9 protein-coding genes are annotated in these 12259 nt (G+C 74.2%); 5 read left to right on the forward strand and 4 right to left on the reverse strand.

Features of this window, described 5'->3' with window-relative positions:
* Positions 1-35: 35 nt before the first annotated feature.
* On the reverse strand, positions 36-998 hold the full coding sequence (locus ACFY0P_RS13290; protein WP_388910949.1) for a catalase: 963 nt from the start codon (positions 996-998) through the stop codon (positions 36-38).
* A 328-nt stretch (positions 999-1326) separates the two neighbouring features.
* A complete protein-coding gene (locus ACFY0P_RS13295) occupies positions 1327-2286 on the reverse strand; it encodes a helix-turn-helix domain-containing protein (RefSeq protein WP_388910951.1) in 960 nt (319 codons plus the stop codon).
* A 217-nt stretch (positions 2287-2503) separates the two neighbouring features.
* Between ACFY0P_RS13295 and ACFY0P_RS13300 the strand changes: the two genes are divergently transcribed.
* Positions 2504-3478, forward strand: a complete 975-nt coding sequence (locus tag ACFY0P_RS13300) for a helix-turn-helix domain-containing protein (RefSeq protein WP_388910954.1) — start codon at positions 2504-2506, stop codon at positions 3476-3478.
* 26 nt (positions 3479-3504) lie between these two features.
* The gene (locus ACFY0P_RS13305) at positions 3505-6408 is read left to right on the forward strand and encodes an AAA family ATPase (protein ID WP_388910957.1); all 2904 of its coding nucleotides are present in this window, start codon (positions 3505-3507) and stop codon (positions 6406-6408) included.
* 73 nt (positions 6409-6481) lie between these two features.
* Here the strand turns inward: ACFY0P_RS13305 and ACFY0P_RS13310 are convergent, their stop codons facing one another.
* Complete coding sequence (locus tag ACFY0P_RS13310; RefSeq protein WP_388910960.1) at positions 6482-6910, reverse strand: ester cyclase; 429 nt, start codon at positions 6908-6910, stop codon at positions 6482-6484.
* 157 nt (positions 6911-7067) lie between these two features.
* On the opposite strand from ACFY0P_RS13310, the gene ACFY0P_RS13315 reads away from it, so the two are divergent.
* The 3 genes from ACFY0P_RS13315 to ACFY0P_RS13325 all read left to right on the forward strand — a co-directional run bounded on the left by ACFY0P_RS13315 (position 7068) and on the right by ACFY0P_RS13325 (position 11283).
* The gene (locus ACFY0P_RS13315) at positions 7068-9998 is read left to right on the forward strand and encodes an AAA family ATPase (RefSeq protein WP_388910963.1); all 2931 of its coding nucleotides are present in this window, start codon (positions 7068-7070) and stop codon (positions 9996-9998) included.
* Positions 9999-10037: 39 nt separating this feature from the next.
* Positions 10038-10871: an alpha/beta hydrolase gene (locus ACFY0P_RS13320; protein ID WP_388910965.1), complete on the forward strand. Its 834-nt coding sequence runs from the start codon at positions 10038-10040 to the stop codon at positions 10869-10871.
* A gap of 85 nt (positions 10872-10956) precedes the next feature.
* Positions 10957-11283, forward strand: coding sequence for a hypothetical protein (locus tag ACFY0P_RS13325; RefSeq protein ID WP_388910968.1), 327 nt, complete (start codon positions 10957-10959; stop codon positions 11281-11283).
* Between the two features lie 411 nt (positions 11284-11694).
* Here ACFY0P_RS13325 and ACFY0P_RS13330 read toward each other — a convergent pair whose 3' ends face one another.
* Positions 11695-11937 carry a DUF5302 domain-containing protein gene (locus ACFY0P_RS13330; protein WP_388910971.1) on the reverse strand — a complete coding sequence of 81 codons (243 nt, stop codon included), beginning with the start codon at positions 11935-11937 and terminating at the stop codon, positions 11695-11697.
* Between the last annotated feature and the right edge of the window lie 322 nt (positions 11938-12259).

The raw sequence follows: 12259 nt of genomic DNA on the forward strand, positions 1-12259 counted from the left end.
GGTGGGTGGTCCGGGTCACTTTTTTCATGGGCGTGTCACTCGTAGTGCTTGGCGAACGGGCAGGAGTGCCAGCCGCCGGTCCGGTAGGCGGCGGAGACCTCGTAGACCCCGCGACGGGCCTGGAGGATGGGGTCGTCGTTGAGCTCGATGCCGTCGGTGACCTTGGTCGGGTCGTGGTTCATCACGGGGTCGCCGAGCTCTTCGGGTGTGACGGGAGCGGTGATCTGGAGGGTGCCGACGGTGACCCGCTCCCGGTCCTCGGGCCACAGGGCGGTCGGGTCGTCGAGGGGGTCGCCGTCCTGGCCGATCTCCAGGACCAGGTCGAAGCCGACCGGGCCGGTCGCCAGGCGCTCGTCGAACTCGTCCAGGAGGACCTCGCGGGACATCGCCGCCAGCTCCTCGACGGGCCGGCCCTCGACCCCGGCCCGCGGGATCCAGTGGCAGCGGACGTTGGTGAGGACGTCGTCCTCGTCGAGGTAGCGGAAGACGTGCACGGCGTGGAACTCGCTGTGCGCGAAGCTGGTCGGGGCCAGCGAGGCGGCGCGCATCCGCAGGACGTCCGCGACCTCGGGGTGTTTCGCCAGGAAGGGCCGCAGGGCCGCCTTGTCCAGCGGGCCACCGGGCTCCGCAGGCGCCGCCACCGCGATGGCTTCGAGGAGGTCCTCGGGGCGGCGGGCCGGGAAGAGGAGCTGGCTGAGCATCACCAGGTTGGTGGTGCGGCCGTTGGGCAGGTAGAAGCGGGTGGCCATGCCGACGGTGGCGCCGAACGGCGCGTCCGGGCGGCCGCCGCCCTTGGAGAAGCGCACCGAGGCCGGGATCAGGTCGCCCTGGAGGTGGGCGGCGCGGGTGTACTGACGGGCGGCCGGCAGGGCGCGGAAGGCGCCGCGGTAGATCCGGCCGTCGGCGTGCAGGGCACGGTATCCGGGATGGAAGCCGAAGACTTCGTGGGCTCCGTCGACCAGGGCTTCCGCGTGGTCGTACTGGCTGAGTTGCGCCATGGGTACCTTCCGATGTCGCTGGGAACGCCCTCATCGTGGGCCGCGACGGCCGCCGTCCGGATGCGTCAAATGACGATGAGCTGCGACGGCTCCGCCGCGGCCCGGCATCGTCGGATGACCGAGGCGGGCGGGGTGCGGACCGGGGAGGATGGGACGCGTCGGAGAGCGCCTCGCGCGGTGGCCCGGGGGCGGATACGCGTCAGGGCGGGTGCGGCCGGTCCGGCACTCGCACGGCGAGCGGTGGGACGGCGACGCGTCAGAGCACGTACCGCAAGTCCGGCACTCGCACCGCGAACGGAGGCGGACGCTTCTTCAGCCGGACGCCCCTTCAGCCCGCGTGCAGCCGGTCCCGGTACTCGCGTGGGGTCATGCCGTACGCCTCCTTGAAGGACCGGCCGAACCGGGAGGCGTCGGTGAAACCCCACCGGTGGGCCACGGCGGCGATGGTGTCGCGACGGGCCCTGGGCGCGGCCAGCTCCCGGCGGGCCCCTTCGAGGCGCTGCCGGCGGATCCACTCGCCGGGGCTGACGCCCTCCCGGGCGAGTACGGCGTAGAGGTGGCGCAGGGAGATGTGGTGGGCCTTCGCCACCGCGCCCGGGGTGAGGTCACGGTCGGTCAGATGGCGCCGCAGATACTCCAGGATGCGCGGGCCGAGGGTCTCCTCGCGGGCCGCGCGGGCCGCCACCTCCAGGTCACAGGCGTCGGCGATCACGGCCCGGACCATCTCCAGGGTGGTCGCGGCCAGGTGCTCCGCCGCCGGACCGGTGTGCAGGTCGGGGGCGGCCGCCAGCCGGGAGAGGTAGGCGGCGCCGAGTGCCGCGACCGAGTCGCCGTCGCCGAGCACGCGCGCGGTGACGTCGCCGAGCACGGCGTCCGGCAGGCCCAGTTCAGCCACCGGTATCCGGAAGAAGTGCGTGTCCACCCCGCCGTCGAAGAGCAGGGTGTACGGACGGCGGGTGTCGTAGAGGCCGAGGGTGCCGGGCCGGATGGTGGCAGCCCTGCCGTCCTGGACGACGCTGCTGGTGCCGACGCGCTGGAGGCTGAGAAAGAGGCAGGGTTCCCAGTCGGCCGCGGCCAGCCGCAGGGACCGCTCGACGGTCGCCGGGCTGGCCCGGACGGTGCTGAGCTGGACGCGTCCGACGCCGGTGATCGACACCTCGCAGTGCACGTCCTCGGGCCGCTCGGGCAGCGCGATGTGCACCGGTACGACGCGGTCCCGGATCGTCTGTCGTATCGCCTCGGCCCGGTCGTCGACGGTGTACGTCGAGGTGCTCCACTGCGTCTTCATGCGTTCCGGGGAGCGTAACCGACCGAGATGGCCCGCGGGGAGGCCGTGTGCGTGGCCGGGGAGGCCCGTGTGCGCGGCCGGGGAGCCGGTGTGCACGGTACGCAGACGGCCGTGCACGCAGCGCCGGTTCCGGTGCCGTGCCGGGCGCCTATTCTCGGGACGGGCCGCGCCTGCCGCGGCCGGCGTCGACCGTTCGAGCAGCCCAGAGGAACCGATCATGACGGCCGTGACCTTCGACGTGGGGGACCTGGCCCCGGTGGACCGGGCCGAGGCGCTCCGCGCCGCCGTCGGCCCCTCGGTCCTGTGGGTCGACGTCGACCACCACGCCGCCGGCGCCATCGCGGCGCGGGGTCTGATCCGCCGGGTCGGAGGGCTCACCCAGTTCTCCGCCCGGACCACTCCCCTGACCATCCGGCGCACCCTGCGGCAGACCCGGGACGGCTCCGAGACGCGGCTCATCGTGGCCGTGCAGCGGTCGGGCACCGCCACGGTCGTACAGAACGGCCGTGAGGCCGTCGTCCGCCCCGGCGACATGGTCCTGGTGGACAGCGCGCGGCCCTTCACCGCGGTCAACGCGAGCGGTACCCACCACCACTACTTCTGTCTGCCGCGTGCCGGTCTCGCCCTGCCGGACCGGTTGCTCGGGCGGATCACGGCGACCCGGCTCGGGCCGGCCAACCCGGTGGCCGCCCTGGCGGCGGCCCATCTCTCGCGGCTGGCCGACTCGTGCGCGCTGCCGGAAAGTCCCGCCGCACCGCAGCTGGACCGGTCGACCGTCGAACTGGTCCGGGCGGTGATCGCCACCCAGCTCGGTGCGGCGGACCTGGCCCGGGGTCCGCTGGAGGACACGCTGGCGCTGCGGATCATGGAGCATGTACGGCGCCGGATCGACGATCCCGCGCTGAGCGCGGCGCGGATCGCCGGGGAGTTCGGCATCTCCGTCCGGCGCCTGTACGCCGTCCTCGCCCGCTCGGACATCGAACTGGGCGAATGGATCCGCGCCCGCCGGCTGGAGGCGTGCCGCGCCGACCTGGCCGACCCGCACAAGCTCCGGCAGACGGTCGCCGCCGTGGCCCGCGGTCACGGCTTCACCGACGCCAGTCACTTCGGGCGGCTGTTCAAGGAGACCTACGGCATCCCGCCGGGCGAATGGCGCGCGCGGAGCCGCCCGGCCGACGGCACCCGGGCCTGAACGGCCGGGCAGGCGGAAGGAGTCCCATGTCTGCCGACATGTTTCATGACGTGCATCACGAACTTGCCCCGGCCGGCAGCCGGTTCCTCGGCCGTACCGCCGAACTGGCCGCTGTGCGGGATGTCGTCGGGCGGGCGGACGGCGGCGACGGCGGGGTGCTGGCGGTACGCGGTGAGCCCGGCGTCGGCAAGACGTCGCTGTTGCGGACCGCGGTGGCCGTGGCCGGCTCCGCCCGGGTGAGCCACATCGCGGCGATCGAGTCCGAGTCGGACCTGCAGTACGCCGGACTGCACCTGCTCCTTTCGCCGTTCATGGCCGGTCTGGCCGCCCTGCCCGAGCCGCAGCGCCGGGCGATCAGCACCGCGTTCGGCCTGGAGTCCGGTCCCGCGCCGCAGCGTTTCCTGGTGGGCCTCGCCGCGCTGGGCCTGCTGACGGAGGCGGCGGCCGGGCAGACCGTCGTATGCGTCGTGGACGACGCCCAGTGGCTGGACCGGGAGTCCGCGGACGCCCTCGCCTTCGTCGCCCGCCGCGCCGGAGCCGGCCGTATCGCCCTGCTGTTCGGCGTCCGCGACCCCGACGGCGACGGCGGCCCGGTCTTCGCCGGGCTGCCGGAGCTCCGCCTTGAGGGGCTCCCGGCGGACATCGCCAGAGACCTGATCAGCGGTGCGCACATCGACGACCGGGTCGCCGAGCGGCTGGTCGCGGGCACCCGCGGCAATCCGCTGGCCCTGCTGGAACTGGCCCGGGAACTGTCGGCCGAGCAGTTGACGGGCGCGGCGGCGCTCCCGGACCCGCTGCCGGTGGGGCGCCGTCTCGAAGAGGTCTTCAGGCGCCGGGTGGCAGCGGTCCCGGCCGCCACCCGGACCCTGCTGCTGGTGGCCGCCGCCGAGACCTCCGACAACGCCCACCTGGTGTGGCGGGCGGCGGGCCGGCTGGGTGCCGGTCGGGCGGCGGCCGTGGTGGCCGAGGAGCGGGGGTTCCTGGTGCTCGGGCAGCGGGTCGGGTTCCGGCATCCGCTGCTGCGCTCGGCGGTGTACCACGGTGCGTCGGCCGAGGAGCGCCGGCTGGCCCACGCGGCGCTGGCCGCCGAGGAGGGCGACCCGGACCGCCGGGTGTGGCACCGGGCGCTGGCCGCGGTCCACCCCGACGAGGACCTCGCCCGTGATCTGGAACGGTCGGCGCGGCGGGCGGTGGACCGCGGTGGCTACGCCGCCTCGGCGCGGCTGCTGGGCCGGGCCGTGGAGCTGACCACGGACGAGGCGCGCCGGCCCGGCAGACTGCTGGCGGCGGCGCGGGCGACCCTGGAGACCGGCAACCCGGTCGCCGCCGAGGCCCTGCTCCGGCGGGTCGCTCCGCTGCCCGGGGCCGGGTCCGGGTCCGGGTCCGGACGGGCGGAACGGCTGCGGCTGCTGGCCGCGATCCGGTTCGCCCAGGGGCAGGTACGGGAGACCGTCCCGCTGCTGCTGGAGGCGGCGGAACTGCTGCTGCCGGACGACGAACGGGCCGCCCGGGACACGCTGTTCCAGGCGCTGGAGGCGGCCACCTGGACCGGCAAGGCCGACATGACGGCGGTGGCGCGGGCCGTACGCGCGCTGACTCCCACCGCCCCGGACTCCGCCTCTCCGACCGACCTGATCAGCGCCGCGCTGACCACCCGGCTGCTCGACGGTCCCGAGGCCGCCTACCCCCTCTACCGGCGTTGCGTGCGGAGCCTGCTCGGCAGCGAGGATCTGCGCGGTTTCAACCTGGGCAGTGTGCTCGCCGGCGAGATGTGGGACCTGGAGGGCCTGCTGGCGCTCACCTCGCGCTGGGTCGAGCTGGCCAGGACCCGGGGCGCGCACGGCGCCCTGTCGCTGGCGCTGCTGCTGCGGGCCATACCCGAACTGTGGCGCGGCAACTTCACGGCGGCGGCGGAGTTCGGCCGGGCCGCGGCCGACCTGTCCGATCTGACGACACGGCAGCAGGGTCGTACGGGCGGCGGTGTCGAGTTGCTGTACTGCGTGACCGGCCCCGAGCAGGCCGCGCGGGAGGCGGCCGGGGCCCATATCCGGGAGGCGACGGCTGCGGGCCGGGAACACTACGGCGCCCTCGTCCCGCACCTGGCCCTGTGCCAGTTGGAGGTGGCGCTGGGCGACTACCCGGCCGCGCTGACCCACGGCCGGCGGGTGTTCGCCGCCGACACCCCTGGGCCGACCAGTGCGAACGTCCTCCCGGAACTGGTCGAGGCGGCCCAGCGGTCCGGGGACCCGGAGACCGCGCGGGCCGCCCTGACCCGGCTGCACACCGTCGCGACCGCCAGCGGCACCCCCGTCGCCCTGGGCCTGCTGGCCCGCTCGCGGGCGTTGGTCGCGGACGACGACGAGGCCGAGAAGCTGTACCTGGAGGCGATCGAGCACCTGGAGGCGTCCGCGGCCCGGCCGCAGACGGCCCGCGCGCACCTCGTCTACGGCGAGTGGCTGCGCCGGCGGCGAAGGCGGCGGGAGGCGCGGGACAGTCTGCGGACCGCTCTCGCCCTGTTCGAGGCCATGGGCGCCGAGTTCTACATCCGGCGCGCCCGGACCGAACTGGCCGCCACGGGCGCGCGGTTGCGGCACCGCCCGGTGGAGTCCGCCGTCCATCTCACTCCGCAGGAGACGCGGATCGCCCGGCTGGCCGCCGCGGGCGCGCCGAACCGGGACATCGCGGCGCAGTTGTTCCTCAGCCCCAGCACCGTCGAGTACCACCTGCGCAAGACCTTCCGGAAGCTGGGCGTGACGGCCCGGGGGCAACTGCGGGACGCGCTGGCGGTGCTTGTGGATGTGGGTGCCGGGGATGCCGGGGGTGCCGGGGGTGATCCGGGCGACGCGGCCGGGTCCGGGGCCCGGGGGCCGCAGGACGGGCGGACTACGGGTCTCAAGGATTCGGCGGGCCCGGCCCGGGGCCTACGGTGACGGCGCATGCCTCCTCCGGCTTGCTCCGGCTCCACCGACGAAGGGATCACCATGGGCGGTACGGGCCCGCCGTTCACGACCCGACACCCAGGGCCCGCCGCAGGGACTCCTGGTCGACGAACTCGTACTGCTCGACGATCGCCCCCGCCTGCCAGCGGCAGACCGTGGTGAACGCGACGTCGAAGGTGCGGCCGGTCGCCGCCGCCTCGGTCCCGTCGGGGAGCCGTACCGGCCGCGTCACCCGTCCGCGCAACCGGGCGACGGTGCAGGTCTGGTCACCGTGTCCGAACGCGGCCACGTAGGGCTGGGTGACCACGTGGTTCTCCGGGAAGAGAGTGCAGAACTCCCGTGCCCGGACGACGTGTTCGTCCCGTCCGTGCGGGTCTTCGTCACCGGCCGCCCAGGCCGTCAGGTCCGGGGCGAGGAGCGCTTCGTACGCATCCCAGTCGCGTTCGTTCCACGCGTCGTCGATGGCCCGCATCCGGGTCAGGTTGGAGATCATCTCGGCGCCCTGCCGCCTTTCGTAGCCGCTCCGGTGTACCGGGACCGGCGCACCGGGAGCCATTCCAGGGCCCCGCGACCGCGTCGGGCCATACGTCACCTGACGGTCTGTCCGCCGTCGCCTTCCCGGCGGCCACTGATCATGGTGAGGAGTCCGCATGTCCATCGAGCAGTCGTCCGGGCCCGGGCCCGTCGGCGGGGATGCCGTCGGGCTCCTGGGGCGATCGGCGGACCTGGAGTTCTTCGCGGAGCTGCGACGGCGGCTGGCGGACGGGGGCGCGGGGACGGCCGTCCTGCTGGAGGGTCCGGCCGGCGTGGGGAAGACCGCACTGCTGGAGGCCGCCGCGGGCGGCGCACGGGCCTCGGGGTTCCGGGTACTGCGTTTCGCCGGCGTGGAGTCCGAGGTCACGCTGGCCTACTCCGGCCTGCACCAGCTGCTCTTCGGCATGCGTGACGGCTTCGACCGGCTGCCGCCGGGGCAGCGTTCGGTACTGGAGGGGGTCCTCGGCAGCTCGGTGGCCCAGGCGCCGCCGGAGCGTTTCGCGGCCTCCGTCGCCGTACTCGAAGCCCTGCGGCGCACGGCGGAGGACGGCCCGGTCCTCGTCGTGATCGACGACGTCCAGTGGCTCGACCGGGCGAGCGGCGACGTCCTGGAGTTCGTGGCGCGCCGACTGTCCGGGCTTCCGGTGGACCTGCTGGTTGCGGCCAGGGCGGGCCATGCGCACGCGCTCGATCGGCACGGACTGCTGCGCCGGCGGGTCGAGACACTGGACGAGCGGTCCGCCGCCGCCCTGCTGCGGGCGGCCCACCCCGGGCTGGCCCCGCACGCCTCCGAACGGCTGCTCCAGGAGGCCGCGGGCAATCCCTTGGCGCTGCTGGAGCTTCCCGCCCTGCTCACCCGGGAGCAGTTCGCCGGTGCCGCCCCGTTGCCCCTGTCCCTGCCCGTGGACGACCGGCTGGAGGCCCTGTTCGCCCCCCGGCTCCGTGAACTGCCCGCGACCACCTTGGAGTTGCTGCTGGTTGCCGCGCTGGAGGGGACCGGCGGGCTGGGCACGGTCTGGGCGGCGTATCCGGGCGGGATGGAAGCGGCCGACGCCGCGCTCCCGGCCGCCGAGGAGGCGGGCCTGGTGCGGGTGGACGCTCGGGCCGGCCGACTGGTCTTCCGGCATCCGCTGGTCCGCTCGGCCGTCGTACGCACCTGCCGGCCCGGTCAACGGCGGGCGGCGCACCGCGCTCTGGCCGAAGCGCTGGAACGGGACCCGGAGCGCCGGATCGGGCACCTGGTCGCCGCCTCCCTGGGGCCCGAGGAGCACCTCGCGGCAGATCTGGAGCAGGCGGGGCACGCGGCCCTGGGACGCGGCAGCGCCGCCCTCGCGGTGACCGCGCTGCGCCGGGCCGCGGAGCTCAGCCCGGAGCCGGCCGAGCGCAGCCGACGGCTGGCGCACGCGGCGTACGCCGCAGCCCAGGCCGGCGCCCTCGACGTCACCGCGGTCCTCGTCGACGACGGGTACGGGGAGCGGGCCTCGCCCCAGGACACCGCGCGCGCCACCCTGGCCAGGGTGTACGCGCTGCTGGAGACGGACGGGGACGCGACGGCCGCCCACCGGCTGCTGACCGGTGTGATCGACGGACTGCTCGCCGCCGGGACGGGCGGTACCGGGACGGGTGGTACCGACACGAGCGGTACCGGAACGAGCGGTACCGGGACGGGCGGTGCCGGGCGGCAGCCGTCGCCCGCCGCGGTCCGCGAGGTCGTCGGCGAACTGCAGTTCCTGCTCACGCTGGTGGCGTTCTACGCCCAGCGGACCGATCTGTGGCCGGAGGTGCTGGAACGCTGCCAGGACGCCCCCGACCAGGTGCGGCTCTACTGCCTGGCCTTCGACGCCCCGCAGGAGCGGGCCCCGGAGGTCCGGCAGCGGATCCGGCGGGCGTTCGCCGCCCTCCCGCCCGACGCGGGCCCCCGGCCGGTCACCCAGCTCTCGATGCTCAGCGTCTACTTCGACGAGGCCTCCGAGTACCGCGAGCACTGGATGCGGGTCGCCCGGCGCTCCCGGGAGGGCGGCACCTTCGTGCAGTGGTCCTACGGCACCATCCTCCTCGGTCACGAGGCCTTCTTCGCCGGCCGTTTCACCGAGGCCGAGGCGCTGGCCCGGGAGGGCCTGGCGATGGCCGAGGAGCTGGGGCACCGCCTGGCGGGATTCCGGCTCGCCTCCCAGCTCGCCCTGGTGGCGGCCGTCCGGGGCGACGCCGAGACCGTCGGCACGCTCACCCGCGCCATCCTCGCCTGGAGCGAACCGCGCCGTCTGGGTCTGCTCCAGGTGTCCGCCCGGCAGGCCCGCGCGCTGCTCGCCCTGGGGCAGGGGGACTACGAGACGGCGTACCGCGACTGCGCGCTGGTCAGCCCACCCGGAACCCTCCCCCCGCTCAACCCACGGGCGATCTGGTCGGTGTACGACCTGGTGGAGGCGGCCGTGTACACGGGCAGGACCGCCGAGGCACGCGTCCACGTCGCGATGGCGCGGAGCGCCCGTCTCGGTGAACTCTCGCCCCGGCTGGCGCTGTTGACGCACGCGGCGGCGGCCCTCGCCGGTCCGGTGGAGACGGCCGAGGCCGGATTCCGGCGGGCGCTGGCGGTCGCCGACGTCCACGCCCCCTTCGACCGGGCCCGGGTCCAGCTCGCCTTCGGCCGCTGGCTGCGCGCCCACGGCCGCGACCCGGAGGCCGCCCGGGAGCACCTGACGGCCGCACTGCACACGCTGGAGGAGCTGGGCGCCGCGCCCTGGGCCGGCGCGGCCGGTACGGAGCTCGTCGCCCTGGCGCCGCCGGCGGAGCCGGAACCGCTCGACGCGGAAGGCCTGCTGACGCCCCAGGAACTCCAGATCGCCGACCTGGCGGCCACCGGGCTCAGCAACAAGGAGATAGGCGCCCGGCTGTACATCTCCCCGCGCACGGTCAGCACCCACCTGTACAACATCTTCCCCAAACTGGGCATCCGCTCCCGCGCGGCGCTGCGCGACGCCCTCGGGGCCCAGGCACGGGCGGCACACGGCGACGGACACGTCGAATACGTCGACGGACCCGTCATCTGACGGTCGCGACCCGCGTCCCGCGCTTCCTAGCCTGCCGCCATGTCCGCACACGATGAACACCAGATACAGGCCGCCAACGACTCCGGCAGGACACCCGTGGTCTTCGTCCACGGGCTGTGGCTGCTGCCCAGCAGCTGGGACCGCTGGGTGGAGTACTTCGACCAGGCGGGTTACGCCGCCGTCTCGCTCTCCTGGCCCGACGACCCGGACACCGTGGCGGAGGCGAACAGCCACCCCGAGGTGTTCGCCGGCAAGACCGTCGGGCAGGTCGCCGACCATCTGGCGGACCTGATCGGCCGCCTCGACCGCAGGCCGGCCGTCATCGGCCACTCCTTCGGCGGCCTGCTCACCCAGATCCTCGCCGGCCGCGGCCTCGCCGTCGCGTCGGTCGCCATCGACCCGGCCCCCTTCCGCGGCGTCCTGCCCCTGCCCGTCTCCGCGCTCCGCTCGTCCGCGCCGGTACTGAGCAACCCGGCCAACCGGCACCGCGCGGTCCCGCTCACCTTCGAACAGTTCCGCTACGCCTTCGCCAACGCGGTCAGCGAGGAGGAGGCGAAGGAACTCTTCGAGACGTTCGCCGTCCCGGCACCCGGCGCGCCGATCTTCCAGGCCGCCACCGCCAACCTCAACCCCTGGACGGAGGCGAAGGTCGACACCGGGAACCCCGACCGCGGCCCGCTGCTGATCGTCTCCGGCGAGAAGGACCACACCGTCCCGTGGGCCATCGCCAACGCCTCCTACAAACAGCAGCTGCACAACCCCGGCGTCACCGAGATCACCGAGATACCGAACCGGGGCCACGCCCTCACCATCGACAGCGGCTGGCAGGAAGTCGCCGAAACGGCCCTGACGTTCGTCCGCCGCTTCGCCTGAACAGATCCGGGCCGCCGCCACCGCCCCGGAGGGTGTGCGCGGCGGCTCGGTCCCACGGCCCCGGAGACAGGAACGCCACCCCGCCGTGTCCAAGTCCAACGACCCGGCCCCGACGCCTGTGCCGGCCTGGCTGCCCAGAGCGATCGCCGTCGCTCTCGTCCTCACGGCGGTGTTCGAGATGACGGTCTGGGCCGCCCGGCAGCTCGTCGGTCCCGGAGTGCTGCTGCTGGTGTCCTTCTTCCTGTCGATGGTGATGGAGCCGGCTGTGTCCCGCCTCCAGGCCCGCGGTATGGGCCGGACCGCCGCGACCCTGCTCGTGTCTGCCTGCTGCGGTACTTCACCATCGCGATGGACGCGGGAATGGCGTACTCACTCGACTGCTTCCGTCGGAACCGGTGAGGCGCGGCAGTGAATGAGACACGTCCGATGCGCTCGCCAGGTGCGGCCGATCACAGCGGCCCTTCTCCGGAGATCGCCGTTCGTCGGGACGGCGCGCCGGAAGTCGCCGTCGCTGACGAAGCAGGACCGCATGGCGCCGTCGGCGCCCGGTTCTCGGCCGACGGGACTTCACCACGCCGATGCCGGGCCTGCAATCCGTCGGGGACCTCACAGATCGATCCGGCGCCAGGTACAGCCGTCCCTCGACCGTCGGCGAACAGATGAACGGCCCGGGCATCCTTCGGAGCCGCTCGGCGCCCGCGACGGCCGCCCCGCACTCAGCTCCGCGAAAGCGCCGACGTCGTCACGCGGAGGAATTCCCCTCGCGAGTCCGCGGCGCACGGAGTGTCTGTTGCAGGGCGGCCAGATCGCGGAACTGATCGACTCAGCCGCCGCTCTTGCGTCGGAAGGACCGCTGGCTCGCAGCCGGGCCGTTCGTCCTACGGACCTTCGGCGTATCTCCGTTCGGAGCGAGGTCAGCGGAGTCCGCCTGCGCACCACGCTTGCGCGCCAGGGCCTCCCGGAACTTGCGTTTCAGGTCGTACTGGCCGTCGCTGTCGGGGACCAGAGCGGACGTCTCCGGGTCAGCCGGCTCCGAACCTTCTTGGGATGCAGACTCTGCGGTCATGGTGACCTCCTGGGTTCGGACGGTGGGAAGCACAGCTTGTCATGCCGGGCGACGCCCGGGCTCCGGCGACATCGTCACGGCTCGGCTGGATCGTCTTCCGGCGCCCGGGGCCACCGGGCACCACTTCCGGATCCTCATACCGAACTCGCGGTCCTCCGCTCGGACCATTCGGTCGAGGACCGTACGCGCCTGAAGGCGGCACCGACGCCCCCTACGCCCGGTGCCCCGTGCCGGACGGCGTCCACCGTCGCTCCCGTGCCGTCCAGGAGCAGCTCACCGCGAAGGGGGAGCACGGCGGCGCGGGACCGGTCGGCTCCTCGTG

This window comes from Streptomyces sp. NPDC001714 (genome assembly GCF_042892755.1).
Classification (GTDB): Bacteria; Actinomycetota; Actinomycetes; order Streptomycetales; family Streptomycetaceae; genus Streptomyces.

What these genes read in the sequence shown, in the direction of transcription:
- ACFY0P_RS13290 (WP_388910949.1), bottom strand. Translation starts at nt 998, where the DNA reads ATGGCGCAACTCAGCCAGTACGACCACGCGGAAGCCCTGGTCGACGGA.
- ACFY0P_RS13295 (WP_388910951.1), bottom strand. Translation starts at nt 2,286, where the DNA reads ATGAAGACGCAGTGGAGCACCTCGACGTACACCGTCGACGACCGGGCC.
- ACFY0P_RS13300 (WP_388910954.1), top strand. Translation starts at nt 2,504, where the DNA reads ATGACGGCCGTGACCTTCGACGTGGGGGACCTGGCCCCGGTGGACCGG.
- ACFY0P_RS13305 (WP_388910957.1), top strand. Translation starts at nt 3,505, where the DNA reads ATGTCTGCCGACATGTTTCATGACGTGCATCACGAACTTGCCCCGGCC.
- ACFY0P_RS13310 (WP_388910960.1), bottom strand. Translation starts at nt 6,910, where the DNA reads ATGATCTCCAACCTGACCCGGATGCGGGCCATCGACGACGCGTGGAAC.
- ACFY0P_RS13315 (WP_388910963.1), top strand. Translation starts at nt 7,068, where the DNA reads ATGTCCATCGAGCAGTCGTCCGGGCCCGGGCCCGTCGGCGGGGATGCC.
- ACFY0P_RS13320 (WP_388910965.1), top strand. Translation starts at nt 10,038, where the DNA reads ATGTCCGCACACGATGAACACCAGATACAGGCCGCCAACGACTCCGGC.
- ACFY0P_RS13330 (WP_388910971.1), bottom strand. Translation starts at nt 11,937, where the DNA reads ATGACCGCAGAGTCTGCATCCCAAGAAGGTTCGGAGCCGGCTGACCCG.